At 74.1% G+C, this 24676-nt stretch carries 17 protein-coding genes, 2 tRNA genes and 1 pseudogene; 4 read left to right on the forward strand and 16 right to left on the reverse strand.

The window, feature by feature from the left end:
• The first annotated feature begins 266 nt into the window (after positions 1-266).
• Positions 267-2117, forward strand: a complete 1851-nt coding sequence (locus ACIF6F_RS34515) for a putative bifunctional diguanylate cyclase/phosphodiesterase (RefSeq protein WP_399956568.1) — start codon at positions 267-269, stop codon at positions 2115-2117.
• A 40-nt stretch (positions 2118-2157) separates the two neighbouring features.
• Here ACIF6F_RS34515 and ACIF6F_RS34520 read toward each other — a convergent pair whose 3' ends face one another.
• Positions 2158-3849, reverse strand: coding sequence for a glycosyl hydrolase family 18 protein (locus tag ACIF6F_RS34520; RefSeq protein WP_399956571.1), 1692 nt, complete (start codon positions 3847-3849; stop codon positions 2158-2160).
• 263 nt (positions 3850-4112) lie between these two features.
• Positions 4113-5183, reverse strand: a complete 1071-nt coding sequence (locus tag ACIF6F_RS34525) for an LLM class flavin-dependent oxidoreductase (protein ID WP_399956575.1) — start codon at positions 5181-5183, stop codon at positions 4113-4115.
• A 262-nt stretch (positions 5184-5445) separates the two neighbouring features.
• On the opposite strand from ACIF6F_RS34525, the gene ACIF6F_RS34530 reads away from it, so the two are divergent.
• The gene (locus tag ACIF6F_RS34530) at positions 5446-6204 is read left to right on the forward strand and encodes an IclR family transcriptional regulator (protein WP_399956578.1); all 759 of its coding nucleotides are present in this window, start codon (positions 5446-5448) and stop codon (positions 6202-6204) included.
• A 109-nt stretch (positions 6205-6313) separates the two neighbouring features.
• Here ACIF6F_RS34530 and ACIF6F_RS34535 read toward each other — a convergent pair.
• From ACIF6F_RS34535 to ACIF6F_RS34550, 4 genes are all read right to left on the reverse strand, one after another.
• Positions 6314-6387: transfer RNA gene (locus ACIF6F_RS34535), tRNA-Lys, on the reverse strand.
• Positions 6388-6466: 79 nt separating this feature from the next.
• Positions 6467-8170 carry an AMP-binding protein gene (locus ACIF6F_RS34540; protein ID WP_399956581.1) on the reverse strand — a complete coding sequence of 568 codons (1704 nt, stop codon included), beginning with the start codon at positions 8168-8170 and terminating at the stop codon, positions 6467-6469.
• Between the two features lie 41 nt (positions 8171-8211).
• On the reverse strand, positions 8212-8832 hold the full coding sequence (locus ACIF6F_RS34545; protein WP_399956584.1) for a lytic polysaccharide monooxygenase: 621 nt from the start codon (positions 8830-8832) through the stop codon (positions 8212-8214).
• 287 nt (positions 8833-9119) lie between these two features.
• Positions 9120-11873: an SPFH domain-containing protein gene (locus ACIF6F_RS34550; protein WP_399956587.1), complete on the reverse strand. Its 2754-nt coding sequence runs from the start codon at positions 11871-11873 to the stop codon at positions 9120-9122.
• Positions 11874-12414: 541 nt separating this feature from the next.
• Between ACIF6F_RS34550 and ACIF6F_RS34555 the strand changes: the two genes are divergently transcribed.
• Positions 12415-13224 (forward strand): hypothetical protein, encoded by an 810-nt coding sequence (locus tag ACIF6F_RS34555; RefSeq protein WP_399956590.1) that lies wholly within the window; start codon positions 12415-12417, stop codon positions 13222-13224.
• Between the two features lie 1024 nt (positions 13225-14248).
• On the opposite strand, the gene ACIF6F_RS34560 is transcribed toward ACIF6F_RS34555, so the two are convergent.
• Positions 14249-15592, reverse strand: coding sequence for a peptidoglycan-binding protein (locus ACIF6F_RS34560; protein WP_399956703.1), 1344 nt, complete (start codon positions 15590-15592; stop codon positions 14249-14251).
• Positions 15593-15777: 185 nt separating this feature from the next.
• Between ACIF6F_RS34560 and ACIF6F_RS34565 the strand changes: the two genes are divergently transcribed.
• A tRNA-Lys gene (locus ACIF6F_RS34565) sits at positions 15778-15851 on the forward strand.
• Positions 15852-16114: 263 nt separating this feature from the next.
• Here the strand turns inward: ACIF6F_RS34565 and ACIF6F_RS34570 are convergent.
• The 9 genes and pseudogenes from ACIF6F_RS34570 to ACIF6F_RS34610 form a co-directional block, all read right to left on the reverse strand.
• Positions 16115-16759, reverse strand: a pseudogene (locus tag ACIF6F_RS34570) (class F sortase); the annotation flags it as partial.
• Positions 16759-17349, reverse strand: coding sequence for a hypothetical protein (locus ACIF6F_RS34575; protein ID WP_399956593.1), 591 nt, complete (start codon positions 17347-17349; stop codon positions 16759-16761). The pseudogene ACIF6F_RS34570 and the gene ACIF6F_RS34575, both read right to left, overlap by 1 nt.
• 167 nt (positions 17350-17516) lie before the next feature.
• Positions 17517-18296: an HAD-IIA family hydrolase gene (locus ACIF6F_RS34580; protein WP_399956597.1), complete on the reverse strand. Its 780-nt coding sequence runs from the start codon at positions 18294-18296 to the stop codon at positions 17517-17519.
• Between the two features lie 122 nt (positions 18297-18418).
• The gene (locus ACIF6F_RS34585; RefSeq protein WP_399956601.1) at positions 18419-19999 is read right to left on the reverse strand and encodes an alkaline phosphatase family protein; all 1581 of its coding nucleotides are present in this window, start codon (positions 19997-19999) and stop codon (positions 18419-18421) included.
• A 19-nt stretch (positions 20000-20018) separates the two neighbouring features.
• Positions 20019-21086, reverse strand: coding sequence for a 2-aminoethylphosphonate ABC transporter substrate-binding protein (locus ACIF6F_RS34590; protein ID WP_399956604.1), 1068 nt, complete (start codon positions 21084-21086; stop codon positions 20019-20021).
• 124 nt (positions 21087-21210) lie between these two features.
• Positions 21211-22008, reverse strand: coding sequence for an ABC transporter permease (locus ACIF6F_RS34595; RefSeq protein WP_399956607.1), 798 nt, complete (start codon positions 22006-22008; stop codon positions 21211-21213).
• Positions 21995-22894, reverse strand: a complete 900-nt coding sequence (locus ACIF6F_RS34600) for a 2-aminoethylphosphonate ABC transporter permease subunit (protein ID WP_399956610.1) — start codon at positions 22892-22894, stop codon at positions 21995-21997. Before ACIF6F_RS34600 ends, ACIF6F_RS34595 begins: the two co-directional genes overlap by 14 nt.
• Positions 22887-23963 (reverse strand): ABC transporter ATP-binding protein, encoded by a 1077-nt coding sequence (locus ACIF6F_RS34605; protein ID WP_399956613.1) that lies wholly within the window; start codon positions 23961-23963, stop codon positions 22887-22889. Before ACIF6F_RS34605 ends, ACIF6F_RS34600 begins: the two co-directional genes overlap by 8 nt.
• Entirely contained in the window at positions 23960-24676 is a 717-nt protein-coding gene (locus ACIF6F_RS34610; RefSeq protein ID WP_399956616.1) for a phosphonatase-like hydrolase, read from the reverse strand. The genes ACIF6F_RS34605 and ACIF6F_RS34610 overlap by 4 nt, the downstream gene beginning before the upstream one ends.

Raw genomic sequence — 24676 nt, forward strand, 5'->3', positions numbered from 1 at the left:
GCCGATCAGGTCGCAGCGCAGGGCGTTCACAGCCGCGCAGAGCCGCACAGAGCCGCGCAGAAACGATCGATCCTGGAAGCGCTACCGCCCATCCGGGTAACGGAACGCGCGGCGCCGGCGCTGGATAGCCCCTCCCGGCAGCCTCTATGATCGGCACACTTTCCTGCGCGGACACGGCCTCCGGGCGGTCTCCCCTCATCCGGCCGGCGGTTCCGGACCGACCTGCCGAGACAACTGCCGAGACAACTGCACTGCGGGAGCGAACGGTGAGCGGAACCCCAGAAGGACCCGGCTCAGCGGCCGACAGCCTCCGGCCAACGACTACGCAACGTCATCACGTCGGCCGGTCCGCTGCCGAACTGCGCGACTACCGGGCAGCATTCAACGCGGCCCACCTGCCGATGGCGGTGGTCGACCGGGACGGCCAGGTGGTGGCCGCCAACCACGCCCTGGCCCAACTGCTCGGCACGGAGACGCACTCCCTGGTCGAACAGTCCGCCGCGGAGCTGGTCGACCTCGCGGCCGAGGCCCGTACCTGGCAGGCGTACCTGGAGGTGCTCCGCGGGCGGCAGGCCAAGCTGCGCTGCACCCGCCGGCTGAAGCACCCCGACGGGCACTCGCTGTGGACCGAGGTCACCCTCGGCCCGGTGCCCGGCACGCCCGACGTCCTGCTGTCCGTCGCCGACATCAGCGACCGGCGCGACCTCCAGGCCCGGCTGCGCCACCTCCAGATGCACGACCCGGTCACCCGGCTGCCCAACCGGGCGCTGTTCTTCGAGCGCCTCTCCGCGGCCCTGGAGGCCTCCTCGTACGACCGGGGCGGCACGGGCCGGATCGGGCTCTGCTACCTCGACCTGGACGGCTTCAAGGCGGTCAACGACACCCTGGGCCACCGCGTCGGCGACCGCCTGCTGACCGCCGTGGCGGCCCGCCTGACGCACTGCGCGGACCAGGTCGGGTACGGGAGGCCGGGCGGGCACCTGGTGGCGCGGCTCGGCGGCGACGAGTTCGCCCTGCTCGTGGAGGACTCGACCGGCACCGAGCAGCTGGCCGACCTGGCCAAGTCCGTGCTGGCGGCCCTCCAGGAGCCCTTCGACCTCGCCGGCCAGCGGCTCTCGGTCTCCGCGTCGATCGGCGTCGTCGAGCGGACCTGTGCCGGGACCTCGGCGACCGGGCTGATGCAGGCCGCCGACACCACGCTGTACTGGGCGAAGGCGGACGGCAAGGCCCGCTGGACCCTCTTCGACCCCGAGCGCAACGCCCACCGGATGACCCGGCAGGCGCTGTCCAGCACGCTCCGCCCGGCGGTGGAGCGCGGGGAGTTCACGCTGGAGTACCAGCCGCTGGTGGACCTGGAGAGCGGCGCGGTGCGCGGCGTCGAGGCGCTCGCCCGATGGAACCACCCGCAGTTCGGCACGCTGACGCCGAATCGGTTCATCGGAATTGCGGAAGAGGACGGTTCCATCGTGCAGTTGGGGCAGTGGGTGCTGCGCACGGCGTGCCGGCAGGCCCGCCGCTGGCAGCTCGACCACCCGTCCGACGAGCCGGTGTTCGTTTCGGTCAACGTCGCGGTACGCCAGGTCTGGGACTCCGACCTGGTGGGCGACGTGGCGGAGATCCTCGCCGAGACCGGGCTCGCGCCCGAGCTGCTCCAGCTGGAGCTGACCGAGTCCGCGGTGATGGGCTCGGCGGGCCGTCCGCTCCAGGCGCTCCAGGCGCTCAGCGACATGGGCGTGCGGATCGCCATCGACGACTTCGGCACCGGCTACTCGAACCTCGCCTACCTGAGCCGGCTGCCCGTCTCGGTGCTCAAGCTCGACGGCTCCTTCGTGCGCGGCTTCCGCTACGAGGAGGGCGCCCACCCCAACCCGGCCGACGAGACGATCGTGGAGGCCCTGGTCCAGCTCGCGCACCGGCTCGGGCTGACGGTGACGGCGGAGTGCGTGGAGACGGCGGGCCAGGCGGCGCGGCTGCGCCGGGTGGGCTGCGACACCGGGCAGGGCTGGTTGTACTCGCGGGCCGTGGGGCCGGAGCGGATCGCGGAGATGATCGGCCGGGCCGCGTACGGCGGTGCGCCCGCCGGCACGTACGGCAGCGCCCCGTCCCCCCGGGTGTGAGGGGTCGGGGCGCTCCGTCGCTCGGCGCGAGGTGGGGGGATCAGCAGGCGCCGAGGTCCTGCCAGACGCCCCACTCACCGGTGGTGCCGGGCTCCTCGTTCTGCGTCCACCACTTGGCCTTCCAGTTGTGGCCCTTGTGGGAGACCTGCTGGCCGCCGGTGTAGACGGTGCCGGCGACGTACGCGGGAGCCGTGCAGCCCGTGGTGGGCGGCGTGGTCGGCGGGGTCGTCGGAGGCGTCGTGGGCGGGGTCGTCGGGGGCGTGGTCGGCGGCGTGGTGGGCGGGGTGCTCGGGGAGCTGCCGACGGCCGCGACGATCTGGTTGAGCAGGGTGGTGTTCTCGTCCAGGCCGAGCAGCGAGTACATCATCGCTCCGGCCAGGCCGCGCTGGTGGGCGTAGTCGGCCCGGGCCTGGATCGACTTCTGGTTCAGGCCGGTGAACCACTCGCCGTCCTTGTAGAAGTACGAGGCCTTGGCCTGGTCGTCCCAGAAGGTGGTGGCGGCGTTGTCCACGATGCCGCCCAGCTCCTTGTAGTGGGCGATGCCGGCCTGCTGGCTGACCGGGCGGACGCCGGAGGCGCCGGTCGCGGGCTGGGCGAGGCCGTTGGCGGCGCCCGCGGGGACGCCCTTCCAGCCGCGGTAGTAGAACTCGTAGCCCAGGGTCAGCTTGTTCGCCGGGAAGCCGCCGGCGATGCCGTAGGCGGCGTTGCCGTCGATCCAGGAGTCGATCGCGTTGTCGATGCTGTACTTCTCGGTGCCCGGCGCGATCGGGTCGGTCGGGTCGTTGGCACCGGAGTAGAGCGGGGACTGGTGGTACGTCGGCCCGTCGCCGTCCCAGGCGCCGTGCATGTCGTACGTCATGATGTTCGCGTAGTCGAGGTACGCGCCGATCTTGTCCGTCTCGATGTACTTGATCTTGTCCTGGCCGGCCGGCAGGGCGGCGGTCAGCATGTACTTCCTGCCGCCGTTGGCCGCGCCGTAGGCGTCGAGCTGGGTGCGGAACTCCTTGAGCAGCAGCGTGAAGTTCTGCTTGTCCTCGGGGCCGTAGTGGTTGCCCAGGTGGCCGCCGGAGGAGCCGGGGTACTCCCAGTCGATGTCGATGCCGTCGAAGATGCCGGCCGCGGTGCCGGGGCCGCCGTAGCCGCCCTCGACCGGCAGGTTGCCCTTGATGTACTGGTCGATGCAGGAGCTGACGAACTTCTTGCGGCTCGCGTCGGTGAGCGCGGCGTCGTGGAAGTACTTGGAGTAGGTCCAGCCGCCGAGCGAGATGTTGATCTTCAGGTGCGGGTACTTCGCCTTCAGTTCCTTGAACTGGTTGAAGACGCCCACGATCGGCTGGTCCCACTTGTCGGCGACCCCGTCGACGCTGTCCGCGGCGCTGAAGGACTTCTGGTAGTCGGCGTACGAGTCGCCCGCGCCGTCACCGGCGTTGGGGTTGTTGTCGTCGCCCGCCGCCTTGTTGGCCTCGAAGCAGGTGAGGTTGGTGGGGTGGATGTTGCCGAACGAGTAGTTGATGACGTCCAGCTTGCCGGCGATGCCCCGGGTGTCGAGGTGCTTGGGGTAGAAGGCGTTGCCGTACACGCTCCACTGGTCGTAGTACGCGATCTTCACGCCGCCGGTGCTGGGGGTGGCGTCCGCGGCCTGGGCGGTGCCGAGCCCGGCGAAACCGGCCAGGGCGCCGGCGGCCAGGGCCGCGGTGGAGATGGCCGCGAGAAGCGGTTTACGGATGTGCATGAACAGCCCCCGGGGAGGTGGGAGGGAGACGGGAGGTGCGCGCTGGGTGAAGTGATAGCCGTCGCTCCGTGGCCGAGTCAATGGTTTGGACCAAACAAGGACTAGACCACTCGCGAGACAAAACCTCTGGTCAGGCCCTTGATCGCATACGAAAAACCGCTCGCCACCCCGGGTGACGAGCGGTTTAAGGCTCCCTTGAATGTTGCGCGCGCAAGGTTTCGGCAACAAACCAGCCAATCCCCGTTCGCACGCCGTACGTCAGCTCAGGAGGCGCCCCCGGGGAGCCCGTACGCATCTGCGACGAGCTCGTAGGAGCGCCTTCTGGCCTCCCCCGCATGGGCGTTGGAGGTCAGCATCAGCTCGTCCGCGCCCGTCCGCGCGGCCAGCGCGTCCAGCCCCGCGCGCACCTCGTCGGCGGTGCCGTGGACGACGTTGCGCAGCCAGCCGTCGAGGAACTCGCGCTCGGCCGCGGAGTACGGGTACGCCTCGGCCTCCTCCGGCGTCGGCACCAGCCCGGGCCGCCCCGTGCGCAGCTTCAGCATCGACAGCGCGGCCGCGCGCACCTGGCGGCGGGCCTCGCGCTCGTCGTCGGCGGCCAGCGCGGCCACCCCGATCAGCGCGTACGGCCGGTCCAGCACCGCGGACGGGCGGAACGAGTCGCGGTAGAGGTCCAGGGCCGGGAGGGTGCTGGCCGCCGAGAAGTGGTGGGCGAAGGCGAACGGCAGGCCCAGCTCGCCGGCCAGCCGGGCGCTGAAGCCGGAGGAGCCGAGCAGCCACACCGGCGGCCGCCCGGCCGGCCCCTGCACTGGGCCGGGCACGGCGTGCACGCGGGCGTACGGGTGCCCGTCGGGGAAGTCGTCGTCGAGGAACCGCACCAGCTCGGCCAGGGCCCGCGGGAACTCCTCGGCGGCGTCGTCCGTCCGGCCGGGCCCGCGCAGCGCCCGGGCGGTGTGCCCGTCCGTGCCCGGCGCGCGGCCCAGCCCCAGGTCGACGCGGCCCGGCGCGAGCGCCTCCAGGGTGCCGAACTGCTCGGCGACCGTCAGCGGCGCGTGGTTGGGGAGCATCACGCCGCCGGAGCCGAGGCGGATGCGGGAGGTGTGGGCGGCCAGGTGCGCGAGGATCACGGCCGGCGAGGAACTGGCGACCCCGGGCATCGAGTGGTGCTCCGCCACCCAGTGCCGGTGGTAGCCGCGGGCCTCGGCCAGCCGGGAGATCGCGACGCTGGTCCGCAGCGACTCCGCCGCCGTGGATCCGGCGCCGACGGTGACGAGGTCCAGTACCGACAACGGGACCGGAGCCGTGCCCTGCGCTGTCCCTCGAATGGCGTCTTGCATACCGCCCTCGCCCGCCTCTCCCGCCACTTCCGTGCGGTTCTCGTCCGGTGATCGAAACTGTACGAAGAGGTCGAACAGGGACCGGTCGGCGGACATTCCCGATGTTGACGGCCCAGGCCCATGACCATGGCATATGCCAGAGATATAGGTCCCTGTGGGGCGCCCCGATTGAGCCATCAATCTGTTCAACAGACGCTCCACGTGGGCCTCTTGGTGGCTATCGTGGTAAGCGCAAGCGGTAACAACCTGCTAGGGGGAAACCGTGGCGCTGAAGCCCGAGCCGACCGCGCCGTTCCACTCGGTGCAGTACGCCCTGCGCGTACTCGAAACGATCTCGCGGCACACCGGGGGTGTGACCGACACCCAGATCACCCGCGAGACCGGCCTGCCCTCGGTCCACCTCACCCCCATGCTGCTCATGCTGCGCCGCGAGGGGTACGTGGTCCAGGTCTCGGACGGCGCGTACGCCATAGGGGATTCACTGGTGCTCCTCGGCTCGGGGACGGACCGGCAGCAGGCGCTCCAGGCCAAGCTCCAGGAGAGCCTCGACGAACTGCGCGACACGGTCGGTGCGGCCGTCTACATCAGCCGGTACGTCGACGGCGAGGTGAAGATCACGCAGTTCGCGGACAGCCCGCGCACGCCCAAGGTGCACGAGTGGGTCGACTTCCGCTCCGCCGCCCACGCCAGCGCGGTCGGCAAGTGCCTGCTCACCCAGCTCGACCTCAACGGCCGCCGTGACCACCTGTCCCGCCACAAGATCGCCAGGCTGACCTCCCGGACGATCACGAACGAGCGGGTGCTGTTCTCGAAGCTGGACGCCCAGCCGGCCACGGTGCCGACCCTGGACCTCCAGGAGTACGCCGTGGGGACCGTGTGCGCGGCGGTGCCGATCACCGCGGGTTCCGCGGTGGGCTGCCTGGCGCTGTCGATGCCGGTCGAGCACGCGCACCGGCTGCGGGCGGCCGCGGACACGCTCAACCGGAGGGCGGCCCCGCTGCTGCTGTCGCTGACGATCTGAGGGCCGCGCCCCCGCGACGGACGGGGGCACGCGGCCCCGGGCCCGTCCCACATTCGGGGAAAACACTTCGGGCGGTTCCCGGTGAACCGGAAACCGCCCGAAGATCAGGTGCGCCGCCAGGGACTCGAACCCCGGACCCGCTGATTAAGAGTCAGCTGCTCTAACCAACTGAGCTAGCGGCGCCTGCTGACAGAGAAAATACTACCTGGTCCCGAGGGGTGCTCGTGACCACCCCCGGCCCTGCCCCGCAGGTGGGGGCGGCTCAGCCCAGCAGGTGGGCCCGGGACTGGGCCGCGTACCGCGCCAGCAGCGCGGTCAGGTCGGGGCCCGCCAGGGGCCGGAATTCCGGGCCCGCGCCCGGGCGCCACCACACGGGGTCACCGCACCGGAAGCCCTCGCGGCGCAGCGCCACCCGGTGCACCTTGTTCGTGGCGGTGACCGGCATCACAGGGACCACCCGGACGAAGCGGGGGGCCATCTTGGTGCCGAGGTCCGGCTGAGCGGCCAGGAAGGCGGCGAAGGCTTCGGGCGAGAACGCGGCGCCCTCCCTCAGTGCGAGGGCGGCCATCACCTGGTCGCCGGCCACCGGGTCCGGCACCGCGTACACGGCCACGCCCGCCGCATCCTCCCAGCGGGCCAGGATGTTCTCGATCATCGCGGCGGCCAGGTTCTCGCTGTCCACGCGCAGCCGGTCGTCGGTGCGCCCGGCGAAGTAGAGGAAGCCGGCCTCGTCGCGGTAGAAGAGGTCACCCGTCCAGTACCAGCCGCCGCGCCTGCGGTCCGCCTCGGCCGCCGGGTTGCGCCAGTAGCCCTCGAAGGGGTTGGGCCCCCGGTTCACCAGCTCCCCGATGGCCCCGTCCACACCCCGCAGCGTCCCGTCCGGGCCGCGCCGCGCGGGCGGCCGCTCCTCCAGGGTCTCCGGGTCCACCACCGCCAGGTCGTCGCGCGGTGCGGCGCGCCCGATGGCCCCCGGGGGCGTGTCCGGGGTGCGCTGGATCGCGGCGCCGCCCTCGGAGGACCCGTACCCCTCGACGAGCCGGACCCCGAAGCGCTCGGCGAAGCGCGCCGCGTCCACCGCGCCCGCCTCCGTGCCGAAGCCGAGGCGGAGGGTGTGGTCGCGGTCGTCGGGACGGGGCGGGGTGGCCAGCAGGTACTGGACGGCGCGGCCGACGTACGTGAAGTAGGTCGCGCCGTGGCGGCGTACGTCGTCCAGGAAGGCGGACGCGGAGAAGCGGCGGCGCAGCGCGACGGAGGCCCCCGCCACGAGGGCGGGTGCCCAGTCGGCGATCACGGCGTTGCCGTGGAACATCGGCATGCAGACGTAGTGGACGTCCTCGGGCGTGACGTCGAACTGCCGCACCAGGGAGGCGCCGGCCGCGGCGAGCCTGCCCTGGGTGCAGAGAGCGGCCTTGGGCGCACCGGTGGAGCCGGAGGTGAAGTAGAGGAGGAAGCGGTCGGCGGGCCCGGGGCCGCCGCGCCGGAGCACGGCCTCACCGGGCTTGGCGCCGGCGTACGGGGCGAGGAAGGCGGCGTACGCGTCGGTGTCGGTCACCAGGATCCGTACGCCGGGCAGGTCCAGGCCGTCGAGCAGGGGCAGCAGGGCCCGCTCGGTCACCAGCAGCCGGCAGTCCGTGTGGACGATGTCGCGCGCCAGCTCGGCGCCCCGCCGGGTGGGGTTGATGCCGGCGACGGCGGCCCCGGCGAGGGCCGCCGCGCTCAGCCACAGCGGGAACTCCGGGGTGTTCTCCAGGAGCACCCCGAGGTGCGGTTCCGCGCCGCGCGGCAGGAGGTCGACCAGCAGCGCGGCGCGGGCGGCGGCGGCCCGGGCCACCTCGTGGTGGGTGAGGCGGGTGTCCGCCTCACCCAGCCCGGTGCGGTGGTCGCCCCACTGGCGCTGGACGAGCTCCGCGACCGTCGCGGGTGCCGAGGGCCGCCCCGAGCGGTGTTCCGGTGTCCCAGTCCCCATGCCGCCGCACGGTAACTGACGTCACGTCAGAACTGAATGCCTCAGAACTGGACGTCCGAGCAGGAGTAGAAGGCGTTCACGGTGTCGTGGATGGTCCACACCGCGAGGATCATGTGCCTGCCGGTCTTGCCGCTCGGCATGGTGCCGGGGTGGACGACGGTGTACGGCGGGCGGGTGCCGTTGTAGCTGACGGTCATGAAGGGCTGGGGGTCGAGCGCGGCCCGGGTGAGGGGCTTGCTCCAGTCCCAGCCGTTGCGGGTGATGTAGTACTTGAAGTCGGTGGTGGCGTGCGGGGCCGTGAACTGCCAGCGGAAGTTGAAGGCCTGGCCGCCGAACACCTGGGTGGCGGGCCAGTTGCCGCCGCGCGGGTCGTCGAGCTGGGCGAACTCGGTGTGGTTCGCGGAACATATGCGGCCGTCCGCGGGACCGGCCGCCGGGAAGCCCTTGGGGCCCTCGACGGACTGGGGCTCCCACTGGATGGGGCCGCAGTCGGGGACGACCTTGTTGGCGCAGAGCTTCTGGCGGCTGATGGGCTGGTCGGTGTAGCCGTGGCTGGTGGCGTCGGGGGCACTGAGCGCGGAGAACCCGCCGATGAGGGCGACGCCGAGGGCGGCTGCGGTGAGGCGTCTGCGGGTGGGGGTGGGCAGGGCGAAGCGACGCATGATGCTCCTTGGACGTGGGGGGAGTTCCTGGGGCGTGCGCACGCGGGGATTCAGGTCTAGACCAAGTCCCAGACTATTGACGGCAATTGGCCATGTCCAGACCAATGGGTGAAGGAGGACGGACCGGGCGGGGACGGTGTCCTCCGGCGGTGTCCTGCGGCGGTGTCCTGCGGCGGTGCGGAACGTCCCCGGACGGCGGAACGGCCGACGCGCGGGGTGCGCGTCGGCCGTTCCGTTTCGGCTTCCGTTTCCGGTTGGCGGTGGGTGGTGGGCGGTGGGCGGTGGGTCTAGTCCTGGCGGCCGGTGTAGAAGGCGACGGTCAGGTCCTTCACCAGGGCCTTGCGCTCGTAGTCGTCGAGCTCGACCAGACCGCGGGACGTCAGGCGGTTGACGGTGTCGTCGACGGCGTCGACGACGGAGTTGAGCACGGCGTCCCGGTGCTTGGCGTCGATGGCGGCCACCCGGCGGCGCCGCATGGCCGCGGCGACCTCGGGGGCGTACTCGATGCGGGTGGGCTGGGCGGAGTACACCTCGATGCCCGCCACCTCGGTGTCGGCCGCCAGCATCCGGGTGAGCGCGTCCCCGACGGCCTCGGCGTCGCGGAGGGTCGGGGCGTCCTCGTGGAAGGCGTCGGCCGGGAGCTGGGAGAGCACGCGGGCCATGGCGGACTCGACCTGCTCGGCGAGGTAGTCGGTGTGGTCCTCGACGGCGAGCGCGGCGCGGGCGGTGTCCTTGACGCGCCAGACGACGTGGACGACGACCCGGAGGGCGAGGCCGCCCGCGTCGACGGCGGGCATCGGTTCGCTGCGCCAGTGCCGGAGGCGTACGTCGATCCGTCGGCGCAGCAGCATGGGGCTGACCCAGACGAGGCCGGTCCGCCGGACGGTGCCGCGGTAGCTGCCGAAGAGGGTGAGCACCCAGGCGTGGCCGGCCCGGCCACGGCCGAGCCCGCCGAGGGCGACGAGGGCCACGACGCCGAGGGCCGCGAGGGCGGCCCAGTGGTACCGGGTGGGCCCGGCGCCCGCGGCGACCCCGAGGGCGTCGGCCACCCGCCCCGGCACGAGTCCGGCCCGTACCCCGACCAGTGCGGCGCCGGCGGCGGCACCGACCCCGGCCAGTACCCCGACCCACCCGGGTGCGGCGGGCCCCCGCCGCTCGCTGAGCGCGGGGTCCGCGGGGGGCGCGGTCCGGGGCGGCACGGGCGTCCGGGTGGGCGAACCGTGCGGGGCGGTGGGGGCGGGAGCACGGGTGCCGGGGGCGGTACGGGTGCCGGGAGCCGTACCGGGATCGAGCGCCCCGCCGGTACGGCGGGCGGCCCCGTCCGCCACCGGCCCGGCACCGGCGACCGGCCCCGGAACCGAGCCCGTCCCCGCACCCTGGTCCCGGAACAGCAGGTGCAACGGGATGGCGGTGGCCCCGGGGCTCCCGATGAGGTGCCGCCCGGAGGCGACCCCGGGCCCGGGCACGCCGGCCCCGACCCGCGGCAGGTCCTGGGTGTCGTCATCCGCCACCGGCGCGGCCGTCCAGCGCATTTGACCTGCCGGACCTCCGCCGAACCGGACCTCCTCGCCGGGGACGCCGATGGCCACCACCGCATCGGCGGCTGCCTTCGCAGTGCTCTCCGCACCGCCTCCGACGGAGCGGGCCTCCGCCGCCTGCTCCCCGGTGGCCGTCGTCGCAAGACCCTCGGCGCGTCGGGCACGGGTGCCCCATGCGGGTCCCGCGAGGTGGGGCTCGACCGCCGCCGTCCGGCGGCCGGCACCGACCTCGTCCGAAGCCCGGCCGTGCGCCTCGACGGGGGCCCCCGCGACGGTTCGAGTACCGGCGGCCTCAGTCGCCGGCGTTTCGGCACGGGGCTCACCGGCAGCCCGCTCGGCCGCCGCGAAAGCGGAAGCCGCTGCGGCGAGTCCGCCGACGCGGGCCCCCGCCGGCAGCCCTCCGGCGCCAGTGCCGGTGGCCGCCTCGGCGGGACCCTCGGTACGAGCGGAGTGGGGCACCGTGGCTGCCCCCTCGGCCGGCGCGTCGCCGCCCCGCGCCCCCCGGCGCCGAGCCTGCGCGTGCCCTTCGGCGGGGGTGGCCGCCGCGGCAGCCTCTCGGGCGGGGGCCGCCACGGCGGACCACCCGGCGGCAGCGGTGGCACCGGCCCCGCCGGCGCGGGCCTCCGCCGCAGCCTCTTCGGCGCGATTGCCGGCAACCGGCGTCATGAGTCCCTCGGGGCGAGCCTCGGCAGCCGCTCCTGCGCGGGCCTCGGGGTGGGGCGCAGTGGCTGCCGACTCGGCACGGGAGCCGCCGGCTGCCGCCGCTGCGCGCCCGGCAAGGACCTCGTCCGGGGCCTGAGCGAGCGCGCCGGACGCAGCCGGGCCGGCGGCCGCCTCCGCACAACCTGCGGGCGGAGCCGTGAGGGCATCACGGCGGGCCGAGGACGGCTCTGCGGTACGGACGGCCTCCGCCGGCACGTGCAGGGAAGGCGCCTCCGGGCGCGCGGCGTCGGTGTGCGGGGCCGGGGTGCCGGGGTCGCCGGGGGCCGCGGACTCGGCGGTCGTGACGGCGTCGGCCGGTGCGGGCTGGGCGCCGGACAGCCCGCGCGGGGCCCCGGTGCGGGCCTGGATGCCGGGCTCGCCGTCAGCCGGGAACCCGGTGGTCCGGATGGTGTCGGACTCGCCGGCGGCGGAAGCCGCGACGTCCTCACCGTGCCCGGAGCGGGCATCGAGGCACGGCGTACCCCCGGTCATGTCCGCGTCGGCGGAGGGGCGACGGATGGCGGGTGCAGAGGGGTCGCCGAGCCGGGTGCCGGCACGCGGGGCCGGGGTCCGCCCGCCGTCGGCAGCCTCGCCGGGTGCGGTCGCCGTGGTGGACGCGGTGGTGGGGGCGGTGGTGGAAGCGGTGGTGGGCGCTCCGGGCGCGGTCTCGCCGCCCGGCGCCGAGGGGGTGTCCCCCTCGGCGCGCTCCGCCCGCCCGGGGGCGGCGAGTTCTTCCTCACCATCAGCGAGACCCTCGCGGGGAGCGTCCTGGCCGGCAGCCGCGCGCGCTCCCTGGGACACGCCCCCGAACCGCCCCTCGCCCTGGCCGGCAGCCAAAGGCTCGCCGTCCCTGGCCGCGCCCGGCCCGGTGGCCGGGCTCGCCGCAGGGGCGCCGGTTCCGGAGGCCCCGTCCGCGTCGGGGTCACAGGGCTCGTTCGGTGCCGGTGCGCGGCCACCGGACCGGCCTGCCGCCCATGCCTCCGGCTGGGAGCCGACCGTGGACGGGCCGGCTGCCGCCGGGCCCCGGTCCCCGGCAGCCCTGGGCGCCGGAGCGTCGGCTTCGCGCCCCGCCACCGCAGGGGCAGCGGCTGCGCCGGCCGCGCCCCGTGACGGCTGGCTCTCGGTCGTGGCCCGGGGCTGCGGCGTCCGGTCCGGCACGGGCTCGGCGTTCCGGCGCGGGGCTCCCGCGACGGCGTCCGACGACCGCGGCGGGGCCACCTGCGGGTGCTCGGCGGGCCGTTCGGCAGCCGGAGCGGGCGGGCCGGCCACTCGGGGGGTACCGGTCGGCTTCCCCGCGGGGCGTGCCGGCTCTTCGGGCGCCACGAGGCGGAGGACCTCGTCGGTGTACGCCTCCCACTCCTCGGCGCTCGCGGCGGTCCCGTCGGTCTTCCCGGGCGCGTCCTGCGCCGACGGCGCGCCGGCCGGGTTCACCGGCATCAGACCCCAGGCCGATCGCTCGGCCCCGCGCCGCGTCCGGTCAGCGGCGGCGGGCGCGCCGCCGACGGGACCGTCCGCGGCCGAAGTCGCCGGCGCCGGCGGCGACGCCGGCCCAGCGCTGGTCGGGCCTTCAGCCGCCGACCGCGCCGGCGCCGCTCCGGCGGCGGACCCGCCCGAAGCCGCCGTCCCTGCGGCCGACCGTCCCGGGGCCGAGCCGGCCGGGACCGGTCCCTCGGAAGCAGCATCCGCCGCCGCCGAAGCCCGCCGGCCCCGGGCAGCCGGTTCCCCGGCCCCCTGGAGCGCGGACGGCTCCGACCCCGCCATGACCAACCCGGCCGAAGCCCGTCCCGCGGAGGCCGGTTCGCCGGATGCCGGGGCGACTGGTGCGGCCGCCGCGCCGGGCTCCGTACGGGCAGACCGCGCCGCGGCCTCCGGTGAAGGCGACGCGCTCGCGGACGACTCCGGCAGCAGGCCCCAGGCCGAGCGCCTGGCCGGGCGGCCGGCGGCGGGCGGGCCATCCGGCGCGCCGCCCGATCCGGCGGCCGAGGCCGGAACCGCGGTGGCAGCGGAGGAAGCCGCGCCCGGCGCGAGGGCCGAGGCCTTGGCCGGTGCGGCGGTGGCCCGGGCCCGCGCCGAACCCCCGTCCGGAGTGGCCGGGACCGGGGCCGAAGCGGCCGCCGGCCTGGACGTGCCCCCGGACGACGGCGCGCCCTGAGCGGCGGCGGCCGAAGCCCGACCCGATCGGCCCGTCACCGAGCCCGCCTGCGGCGCGGCGACCGCCGAAGCCACACCTGGTGTGATCGCCGCGGGGGCCGGAACCGCACCCGGCACGGCAGCGGACGGGACGGAAGGGACGCTCGACGGGGCGGCGGCCGAAGCCGTGGCCCGCGAAGTCGCCGCCGGCGCACGGGAGTCACCCGGCGCGGCGACCGCGGCAGCGTCCGGGGCCGTCCCCGGCGTGGCGGAGGCCAGAGCTGCCCCCGGCGTGGTGGCACAGGAAACAACCGCGCCCCGCGCGGCGGTACCCGGGACCGCGCCCGGTACCACGGACGCCGGAGCAAAAGGCGTGCCCGGCATGGCGGCGGCCGAAGCCCCGTCAGCGCTCCCCGCCAACCGGGCCGAAGCCGCACCCGGCACGGCGCCGGCCCGCACCGAAGGCGCGCCCTGCACGCCGACAACGGGCACCGAGGTGGCGCCCGGCGTGGCGGCGGCCGAACCCGCCCCCGGCAGGCCGGTGACGGCGGCCGGAAGCGCGCCCCGGGCCCCCGGAGCCGCAGCCGCGCCCGGCGCGGTCACCCCCGGCCCTGAGGACGTGTCCGGCACGGCATCGGCCGGGACGGAGGTCCCCGCCCGCGAGGTGGTGCCGGAGACAGAAGGAGCACCCGGCGCGCCCGCTGCCGAGACCCCGCCCGGCAGGGCGTCGGCCGGCGTGGAGGGCGCGCCCGGCACGGCAGCGACCGGAACAGAAGGCGGCACGGCGCCGGCGGGAGCAGCAGGCGCGCCCGGAACCGCGCCGGTTACGGCACCCGGCGCGCCCAGGTCAACGCCGGCTACGGCACCTGGCGCGCCCGGAACCGCGCCGGCCACGGCAGCAGGCGCGCCCGGCACCGCGCCGGTCGGGGGGCCGTCCGGTGCTGCCGGTGGGCCCGCTGCGGGGGTGGACGGGGTTCGGGGCGCCCCGGCGAGGGTCGCGTCGCCCGTCGTCGATGTCGTGTGCGAGGGGTACATGCCTGCCTCCGTCATGCGAAGAGCCGTCGCCAGGTTTCCGGGCCGGGGTGGCCGTCCGCCGCCGCGCCCCGCCAGCCCTGAGCGCGCTGGAAGGCCTCGACGTTGCGGCGGTCCGCCTCACCCCAGCTCGGGCCCGGGCCGGACGTGTAGTGCTTGCCGAAGCCCTTCTTCACGAGCTGCCGGCCGAGGGCCGTGACGGCCGGCGAGGACTGGCCGGGCCGGAAGACGCCGCGGCCCGGGTACGGCGGCACCTTGGTCGTGGTCCCGCCCCCGGCACCCGTACCGCCCCCGCCGGTACCGCCGCCCGTACCGCCGCCCCCGATGTTCTTGCCCTTGCCCTGCACCAGCAGCTGCCAGGTGTGCGGGCCGGGGAAGCCGTCCGCCTCGCTGCCCTTCCAGCCCTGAGCCCGCTGGAAGGCCCGGGTCGCCAGCCGGTCGGCCTCGCCCCAGCGGGGCCCCGGCCCCTCGCGGTAGAAGCGCGCCCCGCCCCGCTGGACCAGCATCCGGCCGAGCCGCGTCACGTGCGCGTTGTTCGCGCCCGGCCCGAAGGCGCTCCGCCCGGGGTACGCGGCGGAGCCGCCCGGCCCCGGGTTCCCGGGGTCCGGCTTGTCCTGGTCCACCGCGGCGCCGGTCACGCCGTTGTACCGGTACGGCAGGTACTTCGCGGCGTTGTTCCAGTACCCGTACGGCGTCGCCTGCGCGCGCGTGTGCGGGCGGGTCTGCTCGTACGCCCGGTAGTGGGTCTTCGTGTGGTCCGTCCAGCCGCCGAAGATCGTGACGTGCGAGCCCGAGGTCGGGTCGGCCGGATTGTGGAAGAGCAGTATGTCGCCGGGCAGCAGCTCGTCCTTGGTGATCCGGGTGGCGAACTTGTCCAGGCTGCCGGTCCACTCGTTCGACCCGAGGTTCCACGCCATCGAGACGAAGCCCGAGCAGTCCTGCCGGTACCCGTCGCTCCAGTACTTGGACATGCTGTACGGGACCTTCGCGTCCAGCCACAGCTTCGCGCGGTTGATGATCGTCGCCCGGTCGGTCTTCTCTTCGGCCAGCGTCGTGGCCGACACCACCGCGTCCGGACCGTAGAGCGGCGCCGGCGAGCCCTGCGGGGTGCCCTCGTCCTCGCCGGCGGCGGGCGCGGCCCGGCCCGCCGCCCCGGGGCCCGCGGCGACGGCCGCGCCTCCCCCGCCCAGCACCACGCCCGCCGCCGTGACCATCACCAGCGCGCGTCGCGCGCCCTGCGCGCCCGGGTGGCCCCCGTCCCTGGGGGCCAGGGTGCGGGCTTCGGCGCGCTGCGCGGCGCAGCCGGCACAGGGACAGTCGGTCGCGGGCTCGTACTCCTCGAACTCCGGCGTCGGCATCTGCATCGTCATGCGGTTCCGTCCACTCCCCTGGGGTCAGCTCGTACCTGTCGAGGCGTCAGGTCCTACTTCGGCCAGGACATATAGTGCACAGAGAAACCGACGAATGTGGGTTAATCGGACAAGCCGGGCGTGGCTGTTCACGAGCACCCCTGGAGGTGGGGTAGAGTTTTCTCTGTCAGCAGGCGCCGCTAGCTCAGTTGGTTAGAGCAGCTGACTCTTAATCAGCGGGTCCGGGGTTCGAGTCCCTGGCGGCGCACCGACGGAAGAAGCCCCTCGCAGCAGCGAGGGGCTTCTTCGTATTGTCATATTGGCTCTACAGTGACCTCAGGCCTCCCGTGTACGGCCCCCGGGCTTCTCCCGCAGTCCGGGCGCGCCCGCGGTCGAGGACCGGCCCGGCCCGAGGTCCCGGGGAGCGGGCTCTCGGCCGGGCCCGGTGAGGACCGGAGCCGCCTCCAGCCGACCGCCGGCCGTCACCTTGGCGCCCGCGGTCTCCTTCGCGCCCGCCGTCTCCTTCGCGCCCTCGACCGTGTCCGTCAGGTACGCCGAGACCACCACGTTCGCCGTGTACTGCTTCGCCACCCGGTCGTACGTGCCCCCGCACGTCACCAGCCGCAGCTCGGCACGCCCGCGCACCCGCGGCCCGTACACCTTGTGCGCGTCGAACCGGTCGCGCTCGTAGACCTGCACGTCCTCGACGGTGAACTCGGCGACCACCCCGTCGGCCCGCACGATCCGCACCTTGTCGCCCTGCCGCGCGGAGCTGAGCCCGTAGAACACGGCCGGCTTCGAGCGCGTGTCGACGTGCCCCACCAGCAGCGCCGCGCCCGGCGCGCCGGGCTGCGTACCGCTGCGGTACCAGCCCACGGTGCCGGGCTGGTCGTACGGCGGCGGGTCGATGCCGCCGTCGGAGTCCAGGCCCCGGGGGACCACCGGGGCCTGGATGCCTATGGAGGGCATGTCGACGCGCTGTGGAAGCGCGCCCGCCAGCGGCGCGTGCGGGGCGGGCAGGCCCAGCACGATCATCGAGCCGGCGGTGCCCGGCCCCGGCCCCGGAGGTACGCCGGTGATCTCCCGGCCCCACAGCCACAGGCCGAGCACGAGCACCGCCCAGGCGGCGCCGGTGAGCAGCCGCGAACCCGGTGCGGGGCGGTCGGCGTCCGCCATCAGTCCCCGCTGCGGCGGCGCCGCAGCTTCAGCGCCCGGCCCGCGACGGCGATGGTCGCCGCCCCGGCCAGCACCGCGCCGATGGCGGTGTGCAGCACCCCCGGCCCGTCGCCCGCGTCCTCCCGCTTGGCGGCCAGCTCGGTGGCCATGCCTCCGCCGCCCGCGTGCACGGGCCAGACGGGCGAGGGGTGGTGGGTCGGCTGGTGGTCGTTGCCCCGGTGCTCGATCTGGATGGAACCGGTGGCCTTGCCGTCCTTGCCGTCGCAGGTCACCCGGATGGTGTGCCAGCCCGGCTGGGCGTGGGAGCTGATCATCGCCTCGCCGTACAGCGGGTTGCCCTTTCCGTCCCGGCCGGACAGCTCCGCGTCGGCGACGAAGACGGACGACTTGGCGGCACCCGTGGTGCCGTTGCAGCCGTTGACGCGCAGCTCGATCTGCGCGCCGGGGTGGGCGGTGGACGGGGTCGCCCACACCGTGCCCCGTTCCTCGCCGGCCTGGGCGAGCGGGGCGAAGGCGGCGGACGCCACGGATACGGTCAGCAGGGCGGCGGCCGCCCCGGTGGCACGGACAGCGAGCAGAGCAGTGCGCATCGTGAACCTCCTGGTAACGGCAGGTTCACGCGCCGTGGCGGCCGACGCATCCCGGGAGGCGTGTCGCTGGCCCGTACGGGTGCGGCCGCACCTCCCCGGGGAGGAAGCCGTGGAGGATGCGGCGGGAGCCCCCGGGGCGTCCCCGACCGCCCCCGAGGACGGGCGCCTCAGACCAGGTCGACCAGGTCCGCGATCGAGTCGACCGTCTTGGACGGCCGGAACGGGAACTTGTCGATGTCCGCGGGCGTGGTCAGGCCGGTCAGCACCAGGAAGGTCTTCATCCCGGCCTCCAGCCCGGCGAGCACGTCGGTGTCCATCCGGTCGCCGATCATCGCGCTGGTCTCGGAGTGCGCGCCGATGGCGTTCAGGCCGGTGCGCATCATCAGCGGGTTCGGCTTGCCGGCGAAGTACGGCTTCTTGCCGGTGGCCTTGGTGATCAGTGCGGCGACCGCGCCGGTGGCGGGCAGCGGGCCCTCGGTGCTGGGGCCGGTCTCGTCGGGGTTGGTGCAGATGAACCGGGCGCCCGCGTTGATCAGCCGGACCGCCTTGGTCATGGCCTCGAAGGAGTACGTACGGGTCTCGCCCAGCACCACGTAGTCCGGGTCGTGGTCGGTGAGGATGTAGCCGATGTCGTGCAGCGCGGTGGTCAGCCCGGCCTCGCCGATGACGTAGGCGGTGCCGTGCGGGCGCTGGTCGTCGAGGAACTTCGCGGTCGCGAGGGCGGAGGTCCAGATGTTCTCGACCGGCACGTCGAGGCCCATGCGCTGGAGACGGGCCTGGAGGTCGCGCGGGGTGTAGATGGAGTTGTTGGTCAGGACCAGGAAAGGCTTTCCGGACTCGCGCAGCCGCTTGATGAAGGCGTCGGCGCCGGGGATCGGGGTGCCCTCGTGGATGAGGACCCCGTCCATGTCGGTGAGCCAGGATTCGATCGGCTTGCGCTCTGCCACGGGACTGTTCTCCGCTCTGCGGTGGCCTCCGACCTCGGTGGTCGCTGGTCTGTACCACCCTATCGGGGCCGGGCCGTGGGCGTCGGTGACGTCCACGGCCCGGGACGGCACGCGGCCCGGGGTCAGTTCAGGGTGACGTCGTCGACCGTCCAGAACCAGTTGTTGGAGCCCGTGTAGCGGAAGCGGACCTGTACGTCGGTGGCGCCGGCCGGGACCTGGAGGGTGACGGCCTCGCTCTTGGCGACCGCGTCGGCCGTGTGGCTCTTGACGACCGTCGGCGTGCCGCCGTTGTACGAGACGAGGACCTGGGCGGTCTGCGGGGACTCGTGGCGGTAGTGGGTCCGGTAGCTCAGGGTGCGCGTGGTGCCGCCGGTGACCGCGTACTTGGGGCTGACCAGCGTGGAGTCGAAGGAGCCGGTGTGGGTCTTGTCGTCCCACTCGTCGGAGTCGGCGACGGCGAAGACGTCACGGGAGCGGACGTTCAGCTCGCGCCACTGGTCGCGCTGCGCCTGGGTCCAGAACTCGTCGGTGGCGAAGGCCCAGCCGGCCCACTCGGTGACGCCGCCGCTGCCCATCCGGGAGTTGTCGACGGACCAGCCGGCGGGCGGGGTGTGGGTGAAACCCTTGACCGTCGCGCCGATACCGGTCTCGTCCACCCGGGTGCGCAGGGACGGGCGGACGGTGTCGAACGCGTCGTTGTCGGCGGCGCCCAGCGCGAGGCCGTCGACCGCGGAGGTGCCGGCGTGGACGTGGTCCAGGGCGATCGCGGCCACGTCGACGAGGCGTACGTCGTCGCGTACCGAACCGGCCGGGATCCCGGCGCCCTTGGCGATGACGAAGGTGCCGCGCTCCTGGATGGTGGAACCGCCGTGGCCGCCCGCGTCGGTGTGGCCGTGGTCGGTGGTGACCAGGATCTTCCAGTTCTCCTGCGCGTACGTCGGGCGGGCGGCGACGGCGTCGAGCAGCTGTCCGACCAGGGCGTCGACGCGGGCGATCGTGTCGAGGTACTGCTGGCTGGCAGCACCGTACGAGTGGCCGGCCACGTCGACCTCGCCGAGGTAGACGAAGGCGGCGTCCGGGTTGCCGTCGCGCAGTTCGGCGGCGGCCGCGGCGGCGATCTTCGGGTCCTCGTTGCGGTAGCCGTCGCGGTCGCCCTTGAGGCTGAAGCGCTTGTCGACCTTGGCGGAGAAGATCGGACCGTTCTGGTCGGTGGAGGCGATGGGCTCCCAGTCGGCCGCGGCGTAGGTGTTGAGCGCCGGGTTGGTGTTCTCGGCACGGGTCAGGAAGTCGGGGTACGCGGTGTAGTTCTTGCCGGTGAAGGAGTTGTCCTTCACGCCGTGCTTGTCGGGCCAGACGCCGGTGGCGATGGTGGACCAGCCGGGGCCCGAGGAGGTGGCGGCCATCGGGTTGGCGTACAGGGTGCTCTTGGCGGTGAGGCCCTGGCTCATCAGGCCTTTGAGGCGGGGGGCGTTGGCTGCCTTGACGCGGTCGAGGACCACGCCGTCGAGGCCGATGACGAGGACCTTGTCGGTGTTGGCGGCCTCCGCGGCGGGGGCGGCCTGGGCGGAGACGCCGGCGGCGAGCAGGGCGCCGGCGGTGGCGGCCACGGCGAGGGTGCGTCCGAGCGGGACGGTCTGCACGTACTCCTCCTGGAGCGGGTTGCGGTGCGCGAGGGGCGGGCTGGGGTCTGGGCCGGAGTGCATCCCGGCTTGCAGGCGTGCGTCAGGAGCCGGTCGCGGACTTCCACGCGTCGACGTACGCGGTGAGGTTCTTGTCGATGTCGGCCCAGTCCGGCTCGAACACCTCGACCCCGCCCATGAGCCTGGTGAGTTCGACGGCGTTGGCATCGGTCGGCTTGACGTCCGTGCGGGCCGGGAAGCCGCCGCCGACCTCGCTGACCAGCTTCTGGGCCTCCTCGCTGAGCAGGTGGTCCAGCAGCTTCCTGCCGTTCTCGCCGTGCGGGGCACCCGCGACCAGCCCGGCCGCGTACGGCAGGGCGAACGTGGTGGACTTGCCGCCCTCGCGGGCCGGGAACCAGATGCCGAGGTTCGGCATGGACCTGGACTGGGCGAAGTTCATCTGCACGTCGCCGTTGGCGACCAGGAGTTCGCCCTTGTCGGTCTTGGGCGCGAGCTTGCTGGTGGAGGAGGACGGGCCGACGTTGTTGGCCTGGAGCTTCTTCAGGTACTCCAGCGCCGGCTGCTGTCCGCCGAAGTCGTGCATGGCCTTGATGAGGACGGCGGTGCCGTCGCCCGCGACGCCGGGGGTGGAGTACTGCAGGCGGTTCTTGAACCGGCCGTCCAGCAGCTGCTCCCAGGTGGTGGGGGCCTGCGCCAGCTCCTTCTTGTTGTAGACGAAGCCGAAGTAGTTGTTGACGACGGAGGTCCACTTGCCGTCGGCGGCCTTGTCCGCGCCGCTGACCTGGTCGGACCCCTTGGGCTGGTACGCCTGGAGGAGGCCCTTGCCGTCGGCCTGCTGGATGAAGGGCGGGAGGGTGACGATCACGTCGGCCTGGGTGTTGGTCTTCTCGCGGACGGCGCGCTGGACCATCTCGCCGGAGCCGCCCTCGACGTACTTGACCTCGATGCCGGTCTTCTTGGTGAAGTCGGCGAAGACCTTGTCGTACCAGCCGTCGCCCTTCTCGCCCTTGAGGCCGTCGGCGCTGTAGACGGTGACGACCTTCTCGCCGTCGGCGGAGTCGGCGGAGGAGGAGCCGCAGGCGGTGAGGGCGGCGGCGAGGGCGAGGCTTCCGGTGACGGCGGCGCAGGCGCGCATCAGGTGGCGGGACATGGGGTTCGTATCTCCTCGGGAGGCAGGGGGTGCCGGGGGCGGTACGGGGAAGCGGTGCGGGGGGTTGGGCGTGGTTCGGCGGTACGGGGGTTGGGCCTGCTCGGCGGTACGGGGGCGGCGCGGTTCAGCGGTACGAGGCCCTGGTGCGGACGCGGGAGACGGCCAGCAGGACGAGCAGGGTGGTGGCCATCAGGACCACGGCGACGGCGGAGCCGCCGAAGAGCGAACCGCGGTCGGTGGCGGTGAAGATGCGGACGGGCAGGGGCACCCAGTCCGGCGGGTAGAGCATCATCGTGGCGCTCAGCTCGCCCATGGAGAGGGCGAAGCAGAGGCCTGCGGCGGCGTTCAGGGAGGGCAGCAGCAGCGGGAGCCTGACCCGCCACAGCACGTACGAGGGCCGGGCGCCCAGACTGGCCGCCGCCTGCTCGTACGCCGGGTCGAGGCGGCGTATGGCGGCGGAGACGGACTGGTGGGCGAAGGCCGTGACCAGGATGGTGTGGGCCAGCACCACGATGGTGCCGGTGCCGTTGAGGAGCAGCGGGGGCCGGCTGAAGGCGACGAGCACGGCGAGGCCGACGACCACCGAGGGCACCGCGACGGGCAGCATGAACAGCGCGTCGAGCAGCCGCCGCCCGCGCCGTCCCAGTGCGTCGGCGGCCAGGGCCGCCCAGGTCCCGACGGTCAGCGCCAGCAGGCTCGCGACCACGGCGGTGACCAGGCTGGTGACGAGGGCCTGGAGGGATTCGCCGCGCACCGCCGAGGCGTAGTGCTCGGTGGTGGGTCCCGAGGGGAGGGCGCCGGACCAGTGGGTGGCGAACGAGGCGGCCACGACCACGAGCAGCGGCAGCGCGAAGAGCGGCAGGAACAGGACGCCGAAGGCGGCCCAGGAGGCCCAGCGGCCGGCCTTGCTATGCACCAGCACGCTTGCTCACCACCCGGTAGAGGCCGTAGAGGCCGACGGAGATCGCGATGTTGACGACGGCGACCGCGCAGGCGGCCGTGTAGTCGGATTCGAGGATGGCCTTGCCGTAGACGAGCATCGGGAGCGTGGTGACGCCCTTGGCGCCGGTGAAGAGCACGATGCCGAACTCGTTGAGGCACATGACCAGGACGAGGCTGCCGCCGGCGGCGAGGGCGGGCAGGGACTCGGGCAGGATCACCCGGCGCACCACGCGGGCGGGGCGGGCGCCGAGGCTGGAAGCGACCTCCAGCTGGGCGGTGTCGATCTGCGAGAAGGCGGCGAGCAGGGGGCGCATCACGAAGGGCGTGAAGTACGTGACCTCCGCGAGGAGCACGCCCCAGGGGGTGGTCAGGAACCGGAACGGGCCCTCGGCGGCCCCGGTGAGGCCGGTCCACATCCCGTTGGCCATCCCGACCGTGCCGTAGACGAACAGCAGGGCGAGCGTGATGAGGAAGGACGGGAAGGACAGGAAGACGTCGATGAACTTGGCGACCGCCCGGCCGCCGGGGAACGGCACGAACGCGATGACCAGCGCGAGCGCGAAGCCGAGCACCAGGCATCCGGCGGTCGCGCCGAGCGCCAGGGTGACGGTGTTGCCCAGCGCCTCGCGGAAGGCCGGCGAGCCGAGCACCCGCCCGTACGTGCCGAACGGGCCCCCCGTCTCGGGGGCGAGGGACTGCTGGACCACCAGACCCAGCGGGTAGAGGAAGACCAGCCCGAGCACGGCCACGGGCGGTACGGCCCACACCCAGCGCGGCACGCTCCGGCGCGCCCCGGTCCGTACCGGACGTACCGGCCGTACCGCGCGTACCGCACGCGCCGGCCGGCCGGTCGAGGTGTCAGCCATCCGACGCCCTCCCCCAGCTGCCGCTGGGGGGACCCCCGGCCGCGAGCAGCACCCCGTCCTCCGGGGCGAAGTGCAGGGCGATCTCGTCGCCCAGGGCCGGGGTCGCCCGCAGCTCCGGGACGTCGGCCTTCACGCGGTGGCCGGCCACGTCGACGTACAGCCGGTGCGTGGAGCCGCGCCACTGCACCTCGGCGATCCGGCCGCGCAGCGTGTTGCGGCCCTCCCCCGGGGCGAGCAGGTGGGGGCGTACGCAGAGGGTGGCCTGCGAACCGGGCGCGGCACGGTTCGTGTCCAGGGCGAACTCCTGCTCCCCGAACCGGACTCCGTCCTCGGCGACGCGTACGGGCAGCAGGTTGGCGTTGCCCACGAAGGAGGCCGTGAACTCGGTGCGGGGGCGCCGGTACAGCTCCTGCGGGGTGCCGCAGTCCTGGAGGCGGGCCCGGTCCATCACCGCGATGCGGTCGGCCAGGGTGAGGGCCTCGACCTGGTCGTGGGTGACGTAGAGGATCGACACGTCGGGCAGTTCGCGGTGCAGGCGGGCCAGTTCGGCGAGCATCCCGGAGCGCAGCTGGGCGTCGAGGGCGGACAGCGGTTCGTCGAGGAGCAGGACGCCGGGCCGGATCGCGAGGGCCCGGGCGATGGCGACGCGCTGCTGCTGGCCGCCCGACAGTTCGCGCGGGTGGCGGCGGGCGTACGCGGCCATGCCGGTCATCTCCAGCACCTCGGCGACGCGGGCCGGGATGCCGGCCTTGGGGGCCCTCTGGGCGCGCAGTCCGAAGGCGACGTTCTCGTCGACCCGCATGTGCGGGAAGAGGGCGTACTGCTGGACGACCATGCCGATGCCGCGGCGGTGCGGCGGGAGGGCGGTGACGTCCCGGCCGCCGATCAGGACCCGGCCGGAGAGCGGGCGCACGAAGCCGGCGACGGCCCGCAGCGCGGTGGTCTTGCCGGAGCCGGAGGGTCCGAGGAGGGCCATCACCTCGCCGGGCTCGACGGTGAGGTCGAGGGAGTCCAGGACGGTGGTGCCGTGGTAGGCGACCGAGACCGACTCGAAGCGGATGCCGGTCACGACGGCTCCCGCGTCAGCAGGCCGGGCAGCCGGGCCACCGAGGCCAGGACGTGGGTGGCGCCGTTGCGCTCCAGCTCCTCGCGGCCGTGGGCGCCGGTCAGCACGCCGGCGACGGTGCCGGCCCCGGCGCGGACGCCGCTGAGCATGTCGTACGCCGTGTCGCCGGCCACCACGACCTCGTGGACGCCGGCCACGGCTCCGGTGCGCAGGAAGGCGGTCAGCACCATGTCGGGGTACGGGCGTCCGCGTCCGCCTGCGTCGGCCGGGCAGAGGGTGAGGTCGGCCAGGTCACGCCAGCCGAGGGCGTCGAGGATGGCGTCCTGGGTGACCCGGGCGAAGCCGGTGGTCAGGACGACGGTGTGGCCCTGGGCGCGGAGTTCCCCGATGGCCTCGCGGGCGCCGGGGAGGGGCTCGACCAGGCCGCCGTCGACGAGTTCCGCGTACGCCTCCTCGAAGGCGGAGTTGGCGCGCCGGGCGAGGTCCTCCGTGCCGAAGAGGTGGCGGAAGACGGAGATCTTCGACTCGCCCATGGTGTCGCGGACGTACTGGAGCTTCTCCGCGTGCTCGGGGGTGCCGGGCTCGACGCCGAGCCGGGCGGCGGCCCGCTCGAAGGCGCGCTCGACGAGGCCGCCGTCGGCGACGGTGGTGCCGGCCATGTCGAGGACGACGAGGCGGCGGGGGGTCGTGGTGCTCGTGGGGGTGTTGTCGCTCAT

The sequence above is a fragment of the Streptomyces sp. NPDC086023 genome, from assembly GCF_044540325.1.
GTDB lineage: Bacteria > Actinomycetota > Actinomycetes > Streptomycetales > Streptomycetaceae > Streptomyces.